This is a genomic window from Pseudoalteromonas sp. T1lg76 (assembly GCF_002964725.1).
GTDB lineage: Bacteria > Pseudomonadota > Gammaproteobacteria > Enterobacterales > Alteromonadaceae > Pseudoalteromonas.
Genome location: NZ_PQCE01000043.1, coordinates 1 through 18,758 on the forward strand (window position 1 = coordinate 1; position 18,758 = coordinate 18,758).

The following is an 18,758-nucleotide window of genomic DNA, read 5'->3' on the forward strand; positions in this document are numbered from 1 at the left end:
CAGCTAACGCTGTTCAAATCTGTTCCAGACAGATTTGTCACTTCCTCGAACTGCGAAGCGGGGCTTCGGTTTCTCGTCACCCAAACTCAGTAGTGAAACGAAACAGCCGGATGGCCGGCCCCGGTCGAGGATAGCGTGGCATTTGCCATGTGAAAGTAGAACATCCTACTTCGTAGCGAGCCAGGGCCCTATTTAAGAAACACGTTGCAGCAATGCAGCGGGTTTTTTGCGTTTGTAGGTCGGCCTTTTAGGCCGACATTGCGGCATGGAACTGCACCTTGTTGGGGTTATCGGCACTATGCTCCTGCATTGCTCTACTAGCGCCCTCCTTGGCGTCAAACCCCGGTCTACAAGATTATTTTAGAAGCTGTTGAATGAAGTTTTTGATCAGCTGCTGGTACTGTTTTTTACTCAGTTCGGCAGGCTTGGCATCCACGCTGTTAAATATGAGCGCAAGAATCACTTCTTGAGTTTCTTTAGGCGCCATAGCAAGTGACAACCAGTTTGATTGAAGATAGCGCCGCAGGGCGCCATAGGCTTGTGCTAGCGGGATCTGACCCAGGGTAAAGCGCATTAGGGTATGATGATCGGCCTGGCTGGGTTCGGCCTTGGGGCATTCGCATAATAGTTTCAGTAACAGACGACTATCCAAATCGGCAAAATAATGCGCTATTAGGTGTGGCAGATCCTTTTGCCAAGCCTTGATAACCGGTGACAATAGTTGGGTGCCTTGTTCAGTGAGCCCTTTTGCCATTAAGGCGCTGTATTCACCGCTGACATGATCCCGCTTAATGCCCAGCTTAATGGTGTTGAGACCAAGACGTTGCCAAAACTCCAGCAGGCTGGCATGGGCGCCAAAGCTGGTGCCAAGTATGGCAACCTTGTGTTTTGTGAGATCGTCACCGATAAAGTCCATTAACGCGCTACCTATACCCAGGTGATGCAATTGTGGATGCACGGCAATGCGCACTATACGCGCGCAGGATAGCTGCGCCAATTGTGACTCACCGCTTAGCTGAGCCAGGCTTTGAGCGAGTAAGTGCCCCTGCGGGCGACGTTCACCACTGACAACCTGGGCCGCCATCTTTTCATCTAAGCGACCTTCCAAGGTAATAACGGCCACGGCGACCAGTTGCTCGCCTTTTCGGCTCAGGTAAATACGCTGTCCCGGCGCATCCAGTAATTGGCGAAAGTCATTGGCCGAGGTTTGATAATGGGCCAGCACCAGTAAAGCAAATACCTGCTTTAGCAGCTCCGGCTGCGCGCGTAGCTGAGCCACATCGATAGAAGTATGAGTTAATACTTGTTCGCAGGGCTGAAGTTCCTTACTGGCGGCATCAAGCACCAGTAATTTGTTGATCCCCTGTTCCAAGGGATCACCCGAGGCGTAGCGAAAGGGCTCGTTTAAAACGCGCTCGCTAAAATTAGGGTAGTGCCTTTGCAAATAGGCTTTAAAGCGTAGGGTGTAACCCCGGCCACTACCTTCGTAACCGGCCAAGGTGCTGGCAAAGACCACGCGTGGATAGATAGCCAACAGCCGCTTAAGAATATGTATCGGTAGGGTGGCCGCTTCATCGACAAAGAGTAGATCACAACTGGGTTGCTCGTGCAGGACGCGATCCGGAGGCATATATTCAACATTACCTAGACTCAGATCTGTGTCCTTGGCTTCAAGAAGGGATGCCGTTTGGCTCAGGTGTTTAAACACGCTAGTTACCGCTCTACGCTGAATGGCACATAAGATGATGCGTTTATCGCTCAGCTGGCCGGCGGCTATACCTAATGCGGCAGACTTGCCACGACCCCGGTCGGCGCTAATTAATAGTGGGCGATGTGCCCGACCCTTGGCGGTTTTAATGATTTGCGCTACGACCTCTTGCTGCTCACGGGTATCCGCTTCAGCATTGCAGTCAGGTGTGTCGGCAACCAAGTTAATATCGTTTGCGTTAGCCTCGGATTGCTTGATGCTAATAAAGTCGGTTTCTACTAGTTGCTGTTCTAACCAGGCCCAAAAATGGCTTTGTGTTGGTGTGGAGTAACCGTAAGAAACCAGCTTATCCATGCCCGGGTCGATAAAGGCCTGGGTATCTTCTGGCAGCATAAGCACCAGCAAGCCCCCGGCTTGCACCGTGCCCGCCAGTGCTGCGAGTTTGTCGGCATAAAAGCCGCTGTAACAGTCGTAAGCGCCGTGGGCATGCTCTTGCCCCAGGATCTGGTGCAGATGATGCGGCCACTGGGCCTGGCTAAGCTGTTCATTATTGCTAAGCACATACCATGGAGCGGCTGTCAGTTTCTGGAGCGCTATTAATTGCTCGTAGCACCATTGTCGTTCGCCACGCAATAACAGTGCTTGGCGCCATCGCTGGCGCTTTAATTGGGTGAGTAAGCTAGTTACTTCAGAGTGCTTGCAAGCGAGCATAGGCGGTGACCAACCATTTACTGCCGACGTCATCAAAGTTTACCTGCACCCGTGACTGGGCCCCGGCACCTTCATAATTCAATACTGTACCCTCACCAAACTTGGCATGGAGTACGCGTTGGCCTAGATTAAAGCCGCTATCGGCAAATGCCGCTTGTGTCAGCGACGGGCTAAAACGGCCCGACTGTTGCGGCGCGGTGACCTTGGTTCTAACGCGAATTTCTTCGATGCAGTCATCGGGCAGTTCACGTAAAAAACGCGACGGGCTGTGATATTTTTCCTGGCCATAGAGGCGACGGGCTTCCGCATGAGTGATGTAGAGCTTATCCATGGCGCGGGTCATGCCTACATAGCAAAGGCGACGCTCTTCCTCTAAGCGACCGCTTTCCTCCTGGCTTTGTTGCGATGGGAACATACCCTCTTCAACGCCAGCCATAAACACAAGTGGAAACTCCAGGCCTTTTGCTGAGTGCAATGTCATCATCTGCACCGCATCTTCATGCTCTTCGGCCTGACCCTCTCCTGATTCTAATGAAGTGTAGGCCAGGAAGCCTTGCAGTGGCGATGAAAACTCTTCGTCTACCGGTAATTCGTATTGTTCGCAGGCGTTGATTAATTCTTCCAAGTTTTCTACGCGGGCGCGGCCTTTTTCACCTTTTTCTGCCTGATACATGGCCATAAGGCCGGTATTTTCAATTGCATATTTGGCTTGCTCCGCCAAGGTGAGATCGCCGATACGGGCTTCGATACCATCGACCAGCTCTAAGAAGCGGGTTACCGCGGTGGCGGCACGGCCAGACAAATGTTGTTGTTCAATGATGGCCTTGGCGGCATACCAAAGCGGCAGTGATTCGGCGCGGGCGCAGTCACGAATATGGCTGAGGGTTTTGTCGCCTATGCCGCGCGTCGGTGTATTGATCACGCGCTCAAAGGCGGCGTCGTCCTGGCGATTACTGACCAGACGCAAATAACACAGGGCGTCTTTGATTTCCTGGCGTTCGAAGAAGCGCATACCGCCATAAATACGGTACTTCATACCTTCTTGTAGCAGGGCTTCTTCCAACACCCGCGATTGCGCGTTGTTACGATATAAGATGGCGCTGTCGCTGAGGGCATTACCGGCTTGCAGCCAGGTTTTTATTTTGCCAACGATAAAACGGGCTTCATCAAGCTCATTAAAGGCGGCATAGATGGAAATAGGCTCACCCTGGTTACCATCGGTCCACAGGCTCTTACCCATGCGCTCTGAGTTGTTCTCAATCAGCGTATTGGCCGCTTTTAGAATGGTCGCAGTGGAGCGGTAGTTTTGTTCCAGGCGAATAGTTTCGGCGTCAAAGTCATCTAAAAAGCGTTGGATGTTTTCGATACGGGCACCACGCCAACCATAAATACTCTGGTCATCGTCGCCAACTATCATCATGGAATTCGTATCACCGGCGATCAGTGCCAGCCAGCGGTATTGTATGGTATTGGTATCCTGGAACTCGTCCACCAGAATATGGGCAAAGCGCTGCTGGTAGTGACGCAATAGCGTGGGTTGTTGCTGCAGAACCTCATAGCAGCGCAGCAGGATCTCGGCAAAGTCGACTAATCCGGCGCGGTCACAGGCCTCTTGATAGGCGCTGTAGACTCGCTGTAAAAGTTGTTCATTGACGTCATAGGCTTGGATGTCACCCGGGCGCAGGCCTTCATCTTTTTTGGCGCTGATATACCAGGCGATATGCTTTGCCGGCCATTTCTTTTCATCGATATTCATGGCCTTAAGCAAACGGCGTATCATGCGCTGCTGGTCATCGCTGTCGAGAATTTGGAAAGACTCAGGCAATTTGGCTTCGCGGTGGTGAGCACGCAAAATACGATGGGCTAATCCGTGGAAGGTGCCAATCCACATGCCACCGGCGGAACCTTGGATGGTTTGTTCGACCCGGGCGCGCATTTCTTTTGCCGCCTTGTTGGTAAAGGTCACCGCAAAAACGCTATAGGGTGAGGCGTTTTCTACCTGCATTAACCAGGCGATACGATGGACCAACACCCGGGTCTTACCTGAGCCTGCACCGGCGAGAACCAGCATATTTTGCAAGGGTGCTGCTACCGCCTCTCGTTGTTTATCGTTCAAGCCATCAAGTAATTCAGATACATCCATCGCCACATCCACCTATTGTTAGTTTGGCAAGTATAACAAGAGTTCTGCTTTGGCTAAATAGAATACTGTTTTTATAAACAGTTATGCGCCCAGCAAGCAATTTACCGCTAACTGCTTGTACTCATATTAGTTAACATAGGCGCCATGGGTACTTTGGAAGTTAGATAATGAGACAGTACGAAATTGTCAGTGACACGAGTGAGCAGCTAAGTGATTGGCTTAAAGATCAGGTGGTTGCATTTAACAAGTCACATTGGCCCGTACAAAGGCAAAATCTCGGTTTTAGAGTCAATAATGAGCAGGGTGAAGTGGTTGCGGGAATTGCGGGTCGGTGCTTCGGCAACTGGCTACTTATCGATTGGCTATGGGTCAACCCCGAGGAAAGAGGGCAAGGCTATGCCAACGAACTGCTTTATAAACTTGAACGGGCAGCCAAGGACTTGGGGGCGACAAAAGCTGTGCTCGATACTTTGGAGTTCCAAGCTCCCGACTTTTATCGCCGCCATGGCTATAAGGAGGTCTTCGCCTTGACCGATTATCCCCTGGATGGGCGCCGTAGCTATATGGTAAAAGCACTTTAAGTTGTATTTAACCTAACTGTGTCAATGCCATGATGTCGTCAATTTCACAGCAAGGCAGGCCTTTGTAGGCATATTGAATGCCTTGATTATTGAGCCAAATGCTGCGACATCCGGCATTGTTCGCACCTTGCACATCCGTGTCCAGGCTATCACCGATATGAATGATTTCATGGTTGGCAACGCCAAGACGCTCTGCGGCATGATCGAACAAGTCCCGATGAGGCTTGGACTTGCCATCGGGTCCGGCCATCAGAACCAACTCGAACTGATCCTTGAGGTTGAATTTGGACACATCGACATTGCCGTTGGTAATGGCGATCAGCCGATATTTACGTTTAAGCGACTCCAGCAGGGCTAATATCTCATCGCTGACGGTGATCTTGCTGCGTGCTTCGGCAAAAATCTGATAGGCATTGTCAGCGTGGTATTGTTCTACCCCGATCTTATTCATGGCGTAAGTGAGCGCTCGCTTACGAATTTGCGTAACATCATGAGCCAGAGCCGGATCACGGGCAATTACGGTGCGACGGCAGGTAAGCCAAAAATCATCGCCTTGCTCCAGCCACCCCGGTAGGGTAAGCAAATAATCCTGCTGTGCCTGCAACGCCGCCTTGATGATAGGGTGGTTGTCATACAGGGTGTCGTCCAAGTCAAAACTTAGGACCTTGGCGGGCATTATGGCTCGATTAAATCGCATCATGGTATAGGGCTTTACTTCTGTTTTTTAGCTCTGGGGTGGGTATTATCATATACCTTGGCTAGGTGTTGAAAGTCTAAATGGGTATAAACCTGGGTGGCCGATAAACTGCTGTGGCCCAGTAATTCCTGCACCGCGCGCAGATCGCCGCTCGATTGCAAGACATGAGAGGCAAAGGAGTGGCGCAGTTTATGGGGATGAACCTGGGCACTCAGGCCTTGTTTGACGCCCCATTCACGCATGCGCTCGCGTACATGACGCACTGAAATACGGGTTTTCCGTTTTGATAAAAACAGTGCATCGACATCGGCGCCGATAAAGGCACCGCGCACTTTAAGCCAGGCGTTAACTGCGGCAATGGCCTTTGAGCCCACCGGTACCAGTCGTTCTTTATTCCCCTTACCCAGGACGCGGATTTCACCGCTGCGCAAATCGATATCCTTGCAGTTGGTGTTGACCAGTTCGCTGATCCGCAGTCCACATGAGTACATCAGCTCCATCATCGCCTTATCGCGGATGGCGAGTGGATCATCATCGTCGATCTCAAGGAGTTGATGCATCTGCTCAATATCCAGATTACGGGGCAGCGGCTTATCAAACTTGGGGCCCTTTACAAACTGGGCCGGATTATCCAGATGCGGATTATAGGTGCGTAAAAAGCGAAAAAAGGCACGCAGGCAACTGAGTTTGAGGTTAACGGTGCGGGCACCCAAGCCCTTGGCGCGCAACGACATGGCATAACGGCGGATATCGTCGCCGTTAATGGCCAACCAGCCATCCCGGTCATCATAAAAATAGCGGGCTACCTCGAGGAGTTGCCGCTGATATTGCTCCAGGGTGTGGTTGGAGTATTGTTTTTCATAGCGCAGGTAATTGTGGTAGTCGCTCACGGGTGAGCGCCAGGCATCTGTCATCACGGCAAAGGTGAGCGCCTGCGACTCGCTCATGATAGGGCGGTTAAGGCGCTCTTGCAGGGCTTTAACAAACTCGAAGATAAACAAACTGTCCTGAGCTGGCTCAAAGTGCAGTTCGTCTTCGCTGGCAAAGGCCAAAATTGCCAGAGGCGTTTGCAGCTCGCCAATAAGATAGAGGGCGGAACTTTTGCTTTGGCCGGCAAAGATCAGCGCCTGCTCCTGCTCCGATAAACGGCCAAGGTAGTGATTGTTAGTTTGCAGGCGTTTATCCAGCAAGGGCTGCAAGTCTTCGGTGAACTTAATCAGCTTACACTCACTGATGTGTAATTGTTCGCAGATCAGGGCTTCCAGCCCAGTAGCCAGTTCGACAAACTCGGCATCCAGCATCAGCTGACGATGGCAGGCGCTAAACACCTGAAAGACCTTTTCATTTTGTTTGGCCTGAGCCACCAATTGCTGTAACTGCTGTTGCAAAGCCTGGTTTTGTTCGCGCAGCACTTGCTGTTGGCGCAATTGCAAAGAGGCAACACTTTCGTGGGGAGCACCAAAGTTCATCAGTGCAAACACCTCGGGATGCTGTAAAAAGAAGTCCGGATTGAGTTTGAGATACGCGGCGATCTGCTCTTTGCTTAGTTCACTCATAGGGCTATTTGTCCATCAAATACATGCTCGGCGGGGCCCGTCATTTTGACCGCGTGGCCTTCGCCTTGCCAACGGATCTGCAAGCTACCGCCGGGCAGATCAACTTTGACATTATTGCCTAGCTTATTCTGCAGCTGTCCAACTACAGCGGCGGCACAGGCGCCACTGCCACAGGCCAGAGTTTCACCGGCACCGCGCTCCCACACTCGCAGCTTAATATGGTTTTCATCTATCACTTGCATAAAGCCAACATTGACCTTCTTCGGGAAGCGCTCATGCTCTTCTACTAAAGGTCCCAAGGTTTGCACCTCGGCGGTGTCGATATCATCAACCTCGATCACGCAATGGGGGTTGCCCATGGATGCGGCACCGACAAACAGGGTTTGTTCTTGCTGGCGCAGGATATAGGTGAGTTCGCGTTTACTGGCTTTAAGCGGGATTTCTTTGGGCTCGAGCATGGGCTGTCCCATGTTCACCGTGACCTGACCGTCTTTTTCTATATACAAGATCATGTTGCCACCCTTGGTGGATACGGCAATCTTATGCTTGTTGGTGAGGCCCTTCATACGTACAAAGCGGGCAAAGCAGCGAGCGCCGTTACCGCATTGCTCCACTTCGCTGCCATCGGCATTAAAGATACGGTAATGGAAGTCTAAATCCGGCGAATAGGGCGCCTCGACCATTAACAATTGGTCGAAGCCAACGCCAAAGTTACGGTCGGCCAGTCGCTTGATTTGGTCGCGGGAAAGAAAAATGTTCTGGGTCACGTTATCGACGACCATAAAATCATTTCCCAGCCCGTGCATCTTGGAGAAGTTAACTAACATAACGCTCTTACATCATCCCTCTATGCCATCACTATGCCTGCAAAACGCAGCCAACTCTAGGTTTATTGCTGCTGTTGCGGGTCGTTGGTCTGCACTTGCGCCTCGCCCTCTTGCGCTTGCACAGAGGCGGGCTGCTGAATTTCTGGTTGCTCTTGTGGCAGGTATAAGGGTCCACTTTGACCACAGGCGCTTAGTAGCGTTAAGCTGACGGCTACAACAAGGTGAGGCAATCGGTGACTGTTATACATAGTGATTCGATAGATAATTAATATGACTCGTTTTATAATCGCAGAGTAACAGAAAATACCGAAAATGTAGTCGTTGCTGTTGAATTATTTCCCCTTCACAACGTCACCGCCAGGACAGGAGCGCAAGCCAAATGAGTGAAACCACCATGACCGACACCCAGTATCATCAGCTGGCCGATGCATTGATGTTGACCATAGAAGATCAGATCGACGATTTAGATGCGGATTTAGACTATGAGTCGGCGGCGGGGATATTGGAAATCATCTTCCCGGACCGCAGCAAGATAGTGATTAACAAGCAGGCGCCGCTGCATCAGGTATGGGTTGCCACTAAATTTAACGGCCACCACTTTGAATTGCACGGCGAGCAATGGATAGATAATCGTTCCGGCGCCGAGTTTTGGCAGTTTATGTGTGATGCGGCCACCAAGCAGGCGGGTGTTGAAATTCGCTGGGAGCATGATTAAGTGAGTCAATTCGACGGTGCCAGCTATTTTAATAGCCCAACTCATAAAGCGACCGTGATCTGGTTGCACGGTTTAGGAGATTCAGGTGATGGTTTCGCCCCCGTGGCACCTCATTTGGCCCTGCCCGAAGAGCTTGGGGTGAAATTCTTATTTCCTCACGCGCCGGTTCAAGCCGTGACCATTAACGGCGGCATGGAAATGCGTGCCTGGTACGACATTAAATCCCTTGATCTGGATAAACGTGCCGATGCTCAGGGTGTGCAACAATCAGCGCAGCGCATTAGCGACTTAATTGATGAGCAAATCGCCGCCGGGATACCGGCAGACAAGATTATTCTTGCCGGCTTTTCGCAAGGTGGCGTGATTGCCTTGCATTTGGCGCCGCGCTATCAGCATAAGCTGGCCGGAGTCATGGCGCTATCGACCTATATGTCGCAGCCGGAGTTACTGGCCGAGCAGGCGATACATAAAGACCTTAGTATTTTTATGGCCCATGGCGAGTTTGACAACGTGGTGCCATTAGCGGCTGGCAAACAGGCCTTTGATTGTTTGCAGGAGCAAGGGATGGCGGTGTCCTGGCAAACTTATGCCATGGCGCACCAGGTCTGTGAACAAGAGCTTGAGGCCATTCGACAATGGCTGATAGAGCGACTAAGTTAAAAGAGATCTAGGAACCAGCGCATGGGACAAAAAATCGTGATAACGGCGAACATGAATAATAATACACCGCGCATTGCCCGCAAGGATGTGGTCTATCAGTGGCATTGGCATCGCATCGGCACAGTCGCTGGAGTCGGCGCCTTTGCTATAGGCGCACTTTGGTATGCTGCTTTTACCCCGGCCAATGCCGAACAAAGCAGGGTCTCTGAGGTCGAATCAGCTACAAGCCAATTAGTCGCTGAGCCAGTCGTTAGCAGCGAGAGTTCGGCTTATAAACAGCCTCTGGTTGCAGAGTCAGAGTCTGAGTCGTTAGTTGAAGCCCAGGCGCAAAATGATGCCGAGCCGATTGAGCAGGTGGCCGCCGAGGTCAACCAGGTTCAAGAAGTGAATGCTGAGCCAGTCGAGCCTGTTATAGCCGAACCCGCACCAGCCGAGCCTATTCAGGTCGAGCCTATTCAGTCCGAGTCCATTCGTACCGAAACAGCCGAGGTTGAACCCAGTGTAGTTGCAGCCGATTTTAATGATGAAGCCAAGGTTGCCAACCTGGCCCAGGGCAGCAAAATTGATACCGACAAAGTGAGCCGAGCTGTATTAACCACACAAGTGCAAGATCGTGAGCCGGTCAGTGCGCTGGGTCGTGAGATTAATATGGGTGACTTTGATACCAGCCTGGTATTTTTCACTGAACTGCACGGCCTGCAAGGGCAAAAAGTCAGCCATATTTGGTATTTTGAAGAGCAACAGATGGCGCGGGTTGAACTCGGCGTACACACGGCTCGTTATCGCACCTTTTCATCTAAACATATTATGCCCAGCCAAGTTGGTTTGTGGCGTGTAGAATTACGAGATAACAATAATAAGTTATTGGCAACAAGAGAGTTTCGCTTAATTGCCAAGCCTTAACTTTGAATTAGGAATTACATGACAACTGCAACTCAGCGAGTGCGAATTGCCACTCGTAAAAGTGCCCTAGCTTTGTGGCAAGCCGAATTTGTAAAGGCTGAATTAGAGCGCCATCATGCAAATATTGAAGTCGAACTGGTGACCATGACCACCAAGGGCGACATTATCCTCGATACCCCTTTGGCAAAAGTTGGCGGTAAGGGCTTGTTCGTAAAAGAATTAGAGCAGGCCATGCTGGAAGACCGAGCCGATATCGCGGTGCACTCCATGAAGGATGTGCCGGTGGACTTTCCAGCTGGGCTGGAGCTGCACACCATTTGTGAGCGTGAAGACCCGCGTGATGCCTTTGTTTCTAACCTTTATGCCGATATTGACAGCCTGCCCGAGGGTGCCGTAGTAGGTACTTCAAGCTTGCGCCGTCAGTGCCAGCTTAAAGAGCGTCGTCCCGATCTCGATATTCGCGATCTGCGCGGTAACGTGAATACCCGCTTGGCGAAACTGGACGAAGGCCAGTACGATGCCATTATCCTCGCCGCCGCCGGCCTGATCCGTTTAGAAATGAGCGACCGTATCCGCAGTTACATCAGTGCCGAAGAATCTTTGCCAGCCAATGGTCAGGGTGCCGTGGGTATTGAGTGTCGCAGCGATGATGAGCAAATTAAAGCCCTGCTGGCACCGCTTGAGCATACGCCAACTCGTATTCGCGTTGATGCCGAGCGCGCTATGAACCGCCGCTTGCAAGGTGGTTGTCAGGTGCCAATCGGAGCCTATGCCGTGATTGAAGGTGAGCAGGTCTATCTGCGTGGTCTGGTGGGTTCGCTTGATGGCAAACGTATTTTACGGGCCGAGGCCAAGGGCTCTATTGGTGAAGCGCAGCAACTAGGTGTAAGCCTGGCGGAAGAACTTCTGGCTCAAGGGGCCGATGTGATTCTGGCCGAGGTATATGGCGAAATAAAATAAAACTGGACGATAACGAAGGCGCAGGCAATGGCACATATTGTTGTAACTCGGCCCCAGGGTAAGGGGCAAGAACTGGCTGATTTACTTGTTGTACAAGGGCATAAGGTGACTCAATGCCCAGTGTTGAATATTGATTATCTGGCCAGTGATGAACAAGAGTTGGCGACCCTGAATGAAGCCGATATTGCTGTTTTCGTTTCTCAGGATGCGGTTATAGGTTTGCATCAACAACGGCCCAGTTTGCCCGCCAGTGTGCAATGTGTAGCCGTGGGTGAAGCCACCGCAGAGGCTTTAGAGAGTTATTTTAAATGCCGTGCCCTGGTGCCGGAGCGTCATGATTCAGAAGGTATGATTGCACTGCCCGAGCTGCAGCAGGTCGAAGGGAAAAATGTGGTCTTGGTTAAGGGCCGAGGCGGACGTACCTTGCTTGCCAAAACCCTGAAACAACGTGGCGCCTTTATCAATCCGCTGGTGGTGTATCAGCGCACTGCGGCGCAGCCGAGCAGTGATGCCTGGTTGCAGCAATGGCGGCAGGATCAGGTCGATGCCTTGGTCATAACCAGTAACAGCAGCGTCGATGCCATCTTTGCCAGCCAAGATCCGCAATTATTACAGTGGCTTAAATCGCGACATTTCTATATTGTTAGTGCTAGAACTGGGGCGCATTTAGAACAGCAAGGTGTGGCCACGGACCATATTAGTATTGCCGCAGGCGTGACTAACCAGGCCATCGCCGCGTGTATCGACAGTGAGCAGGAAATCAATATGAGCGAGCAGCCCGAAAAGCCAGAGCCGGAATCAGCGCCTTCTAATACGTCGGCGGCCACAGCAAAAGCGCCTGCGCCAAAAGTGCAATCGGGCAGGGCGCCCGCCAAACAAGGCGTAAGCAAGGTTGGTTTATTGGCTTTGTTGATTGCTCTGGGCGGCGGAGCTGGGACAGGCTATTTATATTGGCATCAGTATCAGCAGCAAAGCCATGCGACCGAGCAGGAAAATGCGGCGCTGGTGCAAATGCAACAGCAGGTGCAGCAGCTGCAAGGTGCCAATCAGGCGCTGGCTGAGCAAATTCAGGCCTTACGTGATACGCAACAAACTCAGCAGCAGCAAACTCAGCAATGGCGACAGGATTTTAATGACGACATCAGTCGCCAGCTAAGTGCCAATCAACGCTCCATGATCACTCATGTTGAGCAAAGTATTGCTGCGGCAAAAGATAATACCCAGCCGCCATTGGATATGAACGAATTACGTCGTTTGGTGGCTCTGGCGGATTTTAAAATTTGGTCTGAAAGCAACTATGCCGGTGCCGCTACTGTGCTTGAGCGTGCCGATGCGCTGCTGGCCAGCTATCCGGGTAATGCTCAGTTAAGACGAGCCATTCACAGCGATTTACAAACCCTGGCCAGCATCGAGTTGGCGGATGTGCAAGCCACCGTGTTGACCTTACATGGTTTAGGGCAACAGGTTGATAAACTGGCCTTTAATATGGTCGATCTGGCCGAGGAAACGGTGGCAGCGGATAAGCAAGAGCTCTCAGAGAGTGTTTCCGACTGGCGTACTAATTTAGGTCGTACCTGGGATAAGCTGGTGGATGACTTTATCAAGGTGCGTAAGCGCGAGGCGACAATAGAGCCTTTACTGGACCATGAGCAACAACGTTTAATTAAACAACGTCTGCATTTCAATCTTGATCAGGCGGGCTTTGCTGCCACTCACCAGTATGTTGATCTCTACAAGCAATCATTACAAAGCTCAGCGGATCTGATCACCCGTTACTTTGATTTATCACAGCCGCAAACCAGCCAGTTTTTAAGTCAGCTGAAGCAGTTGCGACTGCAACAGCTAACGCCAGCGCAGCCGATCAACTTGGCCACAGTTAGCGCCTTAAAGGAGTCTTGATATGGTGAGACTGCTTATAATTTTCGGCCTTATCGCCCTGGTGGCCGCGGTGGCCCCTTGGCTGATTGACGAAAAGGGCTATGTGTTGATTGCCTTTGGTCAATGGACGGTTGAAGGCAGCATAGTCAGTTTTGTGATCCTAACCCTGTTAACCCTGTTTGGTGGTTACCTGCTGTTTTGTCTGTTGCGTTATGTGATCAACAGCTATCGCAATGTGCGCCATGGCTTTTTTGCTCGCAGCAAAGAGCGTAAACAGGCGGTGCTGGAGCAGGCGTTATGGGCATTGATCAACGACGATATGCAGCAACTGCAGCACACCCTTAGCAAGGGCAGTGTTGACGAAAAATGGCGTGACTTCTCTTTGGCCATGCAGGCTAAAGCGCGTTTGCAACAAGGGGAGCGGGACTTTGCCCTGAATCTTTTGGATGAGTTGTCGGATAAGAATCGCAGCGAGCCGGTCAATCTCTGGCTGGCGGCGCACAGCGAAGCCGAGGTGCTGGCCACATTACGTAGCCAATGTGCCAGTAAAAAAGCCACGGCGCATCAGTTAAAACTTTACGCCAATGTGCTGTTAAAGCTGCATAAGTTCAGTGAATTTGCCCAGCTAGCCCCGCGTTTAATCAAGGCGCAAAGCTTTGATGAAAATGAGTGGGATTGGGCCCTGCGCGCATATTTCGATAGCGACTCGGTGACCAGCTTACAAAAGCGCAATGGCGATCTGCCTAAAGCGGTACGCAGCGGTGGCCACACCCATTATTTGCGTGCCATGGTGCGCACCGGAGGAATTGCCGCGGTACAAGAGGAGCTGAAAAAGCTGCTTAAGCGTAATGAGTACTCGCAGCTCTTGTCTGTGCTAAGCGAGATTGAATATGGCCAGGTAGAAGAAGTACAAAAAGCCCTGCAGGCCGAGCTGAAAAAGCAGCCCGACGAACCAGAAATGCTGGTATGTCTGGCTTATCTGGCACAAAGCCAGGGTGAACATGAGCTGGCCGCGCGAATTTTCGACAAGGTCCTGGCGCAACAACAACGCCTGCCGCACCCACAGCGGGCCATGCAAAGCTATCGTGCCACAGGGCAAGCGGAGAAAGCCTTACTCGTTCTCGACCACAGTCAGCACTAGCGAGGAGGTAATGAAGAACCTATTCAACCTAAGCCTAGTTGTTGCCCTTGGTTACTTTATTACCGGATTTTTAAGTAATACCCTCTTGTCTGTTGAGGGCTATGCCGTGGCCTCCTGGCCACCTTCTGGCATCGCCCTGGCGGCATTGTTGATTGCCGGACGCCGTGCCCTGCTGGGGATCATTATTGGCGCCCTTCTTACCAATACACTGCATCTTGAGAATATCGAGGGGATCCTCCACTGGCAGGTGGCCAGTCAGGCCGCCTTAGTCACCTTAGCGTCGACCTTTCAGGCTTTTTTAGGCTACTGGCTCATTACTCGGGTGTTGCGCGCTCCTCTTGATCTATCCGATTTAAAAAGCAGCATGGTCAGTATCCTGGTCGGCGGCCCCTTGGTCTGTATTATTGCCGCTGCGGTCGGTACCGAGTTGTCGATTGCCAATGGTGTGATCCCGGCATCCGGGCGCTGGGAAAACTTTATCACCTGGTGGATAGGCGACAGTATCGGGGTGATGATTTTTACCCCCTTGTTACTTGCCGGCTTTAACTTTGAAGTGGTGCGTCATCGTCTTCAGGTGGTGGTGCCCTCACTGATCATCTATGCAGTGATAAGCGTTACCTTCTATTTGGCGGCCAATGCCAAGAAGGAGCAAAATCAGCGTTATTATAATTCTCAGGCTCAGGTGATAGTCGAGCAACTGGAGACTGTGTTCACTCGATTGGGCGCTAATACTCAGATTTTGGCGTCCTTTATGGCCCATAGCCATAATGTGTCACGGCGCGAGTTTGATGACTTTACCCGTAAGCAAATGGCTTATAACCCGGAGATTAATGCCTTGGTGTGGATGCCCAAGGTGCCACCACAAGATGTGGCAGCTTTTGAGCAGCAAGCAAGGTCCGAGGGAATAGCGCAATACCAGATTTTTTCGCGCTTTGAGCGCCAAGCTGGGCCGGATCATTTCCCCGTATTTTACGGTCAGTTTTCACCGCGTCTGAAAAGTGTGTTCGGTCTGGATATTAGTGCGGAGCGTTATTTTCCTGATCTTTTAGCGCACCCAGGTTCATTGTTTGTAACCCCGGCATTTGCACTTGAAAGCAGTCCCGAGGGCGCTCTGGGTTTTTTGGTGATGGCTGAGGTGCCGGATGCCAACGCTCAGCTAATTGGTTATGTGGCTGCGGTGATAAGCCTGCCGCTGTTGAAACAATCGGCACTGGCTAAACTGGCGTTTGATGGTATCGATGTGGAAGTGCTGGATATCAGCGCCGAGCCGCATCAGGCTATTTTACCGCTGGCCGAGCATGATGAGCTGATCATGAGCCAGGATATGGCAACCGTATCAAGGCAGTGGCGTTTGAATATTTATCGTCAGGGCGGGCGTCCCTTATGGTCCGGCTACTGGTATGCCCAAGTGGTGGGCATGTTATTCGTTTGGTTGTTGACCACCTTTTTAATTGCCATCACCGGCAGCAATATTCGCGTACGTGATCAGGTCGCCAAGCAAACCAAGGTGTTGCGCGAAGAAAAGGTCAAGGCCGACACGGCCAACAGCGCTAAATCACAGTTTTTGGCCAATATGGGCCATGAGATACGTACACCGATCAACGGCATTAAGGGTTTGCATTATCTTGCCATGCAGCAAGAGGATTGGCACAAGGGCAAGCAGTATGTAGCGCAGGCGGATAATGCCTTGAGTGTCTTGCTGCGGGTGCTTAATGATCTGCTCGACTTTTCTAAGATGGAAGCGGGAAAACTGGACTTACACCAGGAGCCCATAGTCATAGATGAGCTGTGTGCCGAATTACAGCAATTGGTCGAGGTAGAGTCCAGTCATAAAAGCCTGCTGGTCGATTATGAAGTTGACGCCGATGTGGCGCCTGTCTTTTATGCCGATATGATCCGCTTAAAGCAGGTGCTGCTAAATCTTTTAAACAACGCGGTGAAGTTTACTCAGCAGGGTGCCATTCGCTTAAAGGTAGCCGATGCTCAAGACGAGCTCTGTTTTAGCGTCAGCGACACCGGCATAGGCATGCGCAAAGAGATTCAAAAGCAATTATTTAAGCCCTTCTCACAGGCCGATGGCTCGACCTCACGACGCTTTGGCGGCACTGGGCTGGGCCTGAGTATCTGCCAAAAGCTGGTGAGCTTGATGGGCGGGCGCATCGAGCTGGAAAGCGAAGAAGGTCAGGGTTCCTGCTTTCGCGTTTATCTGCCCAAGCAATCCAGTTTGCCAATGCGTCAGGATATGCCGCCGCAGCGCGGTGAGGAGATCCAGATAGACTTAACGGATGTGGTCATCTTGCTGGTGGAAGATAATCCTCTTAATCAGCAGGTCGCTAAAGCCATGCTTGAGGGTAAGGGCGCCCAGCCAGATATCGCCAATGATGGGGTTGAGGCGGTAGCCATGGTGGGCCGTAAACATTATGACCTGGTGCTGATGGATATACAGATGCCGAACATGGACGGTCTGACGGCCACTCGGGAGATCCGCAATGAGCTGCTGCTCAGTGACCTACCCATTATCGGCCTGTCCGCCAATGCTCAGGAGCGGGATGTAAAGCTGGCGCAGCAATGCGGCATGGACGACTATGTGGTTAAGCCTATCGAGGCCAACACGCTCTTTAGCAGTATCGCCAGGCAGCTGGCTCGACGAGCGGGCACTCGTTCGTACTAACTTGAATTTATTGTGCATATGCGTATGATGCGCGCAATTTTATCTACACACTTGGGGGTCATGATGATCAATCGCCAACTACCTTTACTCGACCTGCATCGCCATTTAGACGGCAATGTGCGCGCCACTACCATTCTCGAGTTGGGCCGACAGTTCAATATACAGCTCCCAGGTGACGATCTTGAATCCTTGCGTCCGCATGTACAGGTCGTTGAGATAGCCCCTGACCTGATGGCTTTTTTAGAAAAGCTCGACTGGGGTGTAAAGGTTTTAGGTGACTACGACGCCTGTCGTCGCATTGCCATAGAAAATGTCGAGGATGCCGTGGCCCAAGGCATAGACTACACTGAGCTGCGTTTTAGCCCTTACTACATGGCGATGAGTCATAACCTGCATCCACAAGGCGTGGTTGAAGCCGTGGTCGATGGTATTCATAGCGCCGTGCGTGAGCACGACATCAAGGTAAACCTGATTGGCATTATGTCGCGCACCTTCGGACAACAAAAATGTCAGCAAGAGCTGGAGGCCATTTTGGCCTTTAAAGAACAGATGGTGGCGGTTGATTTAGCCGGTGATGAGCTGGGCTTTCCCGGTGACTTATTTGTGGACCACTTTAAACAGGTGCACAAGGCCGACCTGCGTGCCACAGTGCATGCCGGTGAGGCGCAGGATTCGAGCAGCATCTGGCAGGCCATTGAAGGCTTGGGAGCCGATCGTATCGGTCATGGCGTCAATGCTATACAAGATGCCAAATTAATGGATTACCTGCGCGATAACCGCATAGGTATCGAGTCTTGCCTGACCAGTAATGTGCTTACCAGTACGGTTGCCGATATTCATACCCATCCATTGAAGCGCTTCCTTGAGCACGGCATCTTGGCATCGATTAATACCGATGATCCGGCGGTGCAGGGCATAGAGCTTGACAACGAATATCAAAATGCGGCTTATCAAGCTGGCTTGAGCAAGGAAGATATCGAGCTGGCTCAGGCCAATGCGTTAGAAATCGCTTACTTAAGCGATGGCGATAAAGCCGCTTTAAAAGCAAAAGCGGCCGCTCGCGAAGCATAATCAGGCAGCGCTGCAGCTGCGGTAACTTTGTGAGAGCGCTTGTAACACCTGCGAGCGCTCGGCCATGCCAATAACTTTCCCTTGGTCAATAACTGGATAACGTTTGGGTAGATTGTGGCGGCGCATGCGCGCGGCTAAATCAAGTAAAGAGTCGTCGAGTTGGCAGGTAAGCACATCCTGGCTCATCACCTCACGCACCTGGATACGGCCATCACAAAAGTAGCTGTTGGTGGTCAGCGGCGCCAAGCAGTCTTGCTCCGATAAATAACCCAATAACTTTCCCGAATCATCGATCACCGGAGCACCAATCACCTGATGTTTAAGCAGTAAATCAATCGCTGCGGTGAGCTCAAGATCTGGGCTGATGGATAAAAAGGTTCGCTTAATAATATCTGAGACTTTGATATTGAACATGGTCGCACTCCTATCGTGGTTGATAGGAGTAGTCTAGGGCTGGTTAATTGATAGGTAAAATGAATTAAAACTATTGATGTGTTCTGAAAAACAGAAAAGAGGCCTGGGCCTCTTTTCAATTA

The 18,758-nt window shown here is 51.4% G+C and carries 16 protein-coding genes and 1 pseudogene; 9 read left to right on the forward strand and 8 right to left on the reverse strand.

Features of this window, described 5'->3' with window-relative positions; translation table 11 throughout:
* Window positions 1–355: 355 nt before the first annotated feature.
* Together C2M35_RS14515 and uvrD are read right to left on the reverse strand one after the other, a co-directional pair.
* Window positions 356–2,452 (reverse strand): GNAT family N-acetyltransferase, encoded by a 2,097-nt coding sequence (locus tag C2M35_RS14515; protein WP_105265650.1) that lies wholly within the window; start codon window positions 2,450–2,452, stop codon window positions 356–358.
* A complete protein-coding gene (gene uvrD, locus C2M35_RS14520) occupies window positions 2,397–4,562 on the reverse strand; it encodes a DNA helicase II (protein ID WP_105265651.1) in 2,166 nt (721 codons plus the stop codon). The genes C2M35_RS14515 and uvrD overlap by 56 nt, the downstream gene beginning before the upstream one ends.
* A gap of 167 nt (window positions 4,563–4,729) precedes the next feature.
* Here uvrD and C2M35_RS14525 point away from each other — a divergent pair, with 167 nt between their 5' ends.
* Window positions 4,730–5,143 carry a GNAT family N-acetyltransferase gene (locus C2M35_RS14525; RefSeq protein WP_105199255.1) on the forward strand — a complete coding sequence of 138 codons (414 nt, stop codon included), beginning with the start codon at window positions 4,730–4,732 and terminating at the stop codon, window positions 5,141–5,143.
* 7 nt (window positions 5,144–5,150) lie between these two features.
* Here C2M35_RS14525 and C2M35_RS14530 read toward each other — a convergent pair whose 3' ends face one another.
* The 5 genes and pseudogenes from C2M35_RS14530 to lptM all read right to left on the reverse strand — a co-directional run bounded on the left by C2M35_RS14530 (window position 5,151) and on the right by lptM (window position 8,471).
* A complete protein-coding gene (locus tag C2M35_RS14530; RefSeq protein WP_105265652.1) occupies window positions 5,151–5,843 on the reverse strand; it encodes an HAD-IA family hydrolase in 693 nt (230 codons plus the stop codon).
* Window positions 5,844–5,854: 11 nt separating this feature from the next.
* Window positions 5,855–6,787: a tyrosine recombinase XerC gene (gene xerC / locus C2M35_RS15835; protein ID WP_105199257.1), complete on the reverse strand. Its 933-nt coding sequence runs from the start codon at window positions 6,785–6,787 to the stop codon at window positions 5,855–5,857.
* Window positions 6,788–6,805: 18 nt separating this feature from the next.
* A pseudogene (locus tag C2M35_RS15840) lies at window positions 6,806–7,396 on the reverse strand (DUF484 family protein); the annotation flags it as partial.
* Window positions 7,393–8,223 (reverse strand): diaminopimelate epimerase, encoded by an 831-nt coding sequence (gene dapF, locus C2M35_RS14540; RefSeq protein WP_105199259.1) that lies wholly within the window; start codon window positions 8,221–8,223, stop codon window positions 7,393–7,395. The gene dapF and the pseudogene C2M35_RS15840, both read right to left, overlap by 4 nt.
* A gap of 62 nt (window positions 8,224–8,285) precedes the next feature.
* Window positions 8,286–8,471 carry an LPS translocon maturation chaperone LptM gene (gene lptM, locus C2M35_RS14545; RefSeq protein ID WP_105199260.1) on the reverse strand — a complete coding sequence of 62 codons (186 nt, stop codon included), beginning with the start codon at window positions 8,469–8,471 and terminating at the stop codon, window positions 8,286–8,288.
* A 146-nt stretch (window positions 8,472–8,617) separates the two neighbouring features.
* Here lptM and cyaY point away from each other — a divergent pair, with 146 nt between their 5' ends.
* The 8 genes from cyaY (at window position 8,618) to add (ending at window position 18,222) form a co-directional block, all read left to right on the forward strand.
* Window positions 8,618–8,938, forward strand: a complete 321-nt coding sequence (gene cyaY / locus C2M35_RS14550; protein ID WP_105199278.1) for an iron donor protein CyaY — start codon at window positions 8,618–8,620, stop codon at window positions 8,936–8,938.
* Entirely contained in the window at window positions 8,939–9,598 is a 660-nt protein-coding gene (locus tag C2M35_RS14555) for an alpha/beta hydrolase (protein ID WP_105265654.1), read from the forward strand.
* 21 nt (window positions 9,599–9,619) lie between these two features.
* Window positions 9,620–10,501, forward strand: a complete 882-nt coding sequence (locus C2M35_RS14560) for a DUF2914 domain-containing protein (protein WP_105199262.1) — start codon at window positions 9,620–9,622, stop codon at window positions 10,499–10,501.
* An 18-nt stretch (window positions 10,502–10,519) separates the two neighbouring features.
* Window positions 10,520–11,461 carry a hydroxymethylbilane synthase gene (gene hemC, locus C2M35_RS14565; RefSeq protein ID WP_105258350.1) on the forward strand — a complete coding sequence of 314 codons (942 nt, stop codon included), beginning with the start codon at window positions 10,520–10,522 and terminating at the stop codon, window positions 11,459–11,461.
* A 27-nt stretch (window positions 11,462–11,488) separates the two neighbouring features.
* Window positions 11,489–13,360 carry a uroporphyrinogen-III synthase gene (locus C2M35_RS14570; RefSeq protein WP_105265655.1) on the forward strand — a complete coding sequence of 624 codons (1,872 nt, stop codon included), beginning with the start codon at window positions 11,489–11,491 and terminating at the stop codon, window positions 13,358–13,360.
* A gap of 1 nt (window position 13,361) precedes the next feature.
* The gene (locus C2M35_RS14575) at window positions 13,362–14,480 is read left to right on the forward strand and encodes a heme biosynthesis HemY N-terminal domain-containing protein (protein WP_105265656.1); all 1,119 of its coding nucleotides are present in this window, start codon (window positions 13,362–13,364) and stop codon (window positions 14,478–14,480) included.
* 10 nt (window positions 14,481–14,490) lie between these two features.
* Window positions 14,491–17,151, forward strand: a complete 2,661-nt coding sequence (locus tag C2M35_RS14580) for an ATP-binding protein (RefSeq protein WP_105265657.1) — start codon at window positions 14,491–14,493, stop codon at window positions 17,149–17,151.
* Window positions 17,152–17,214: 63 nt separating this feature from the next.
* Window positions 17,215–18,222 (forward strand): adenosine deaminase, encoded by a 1,008-nt coding sequence (add, locus tag C2M35_RS14585; RefSeq protein WP_105216203.1) that lies wholly within the window; start codon window positions 17,215–17,217, stop codon window positions 18,220–18,222.
* Here the strand turns inward: add and C2M35_RS14590 are convergent, their stop codons facing one another.
* A complete protein-coding gene (locus C2M35_RS14590) occupies window positions 18,223–18,636 on the reverse strand; it encodes a CBS domain-containing protein (RefSeq protein ID WP_105216204.1) in 414 nt (137 codons plus the stop codon).
* Window positions 18,637–18,758: the final 122 nt, after the last annotated feature.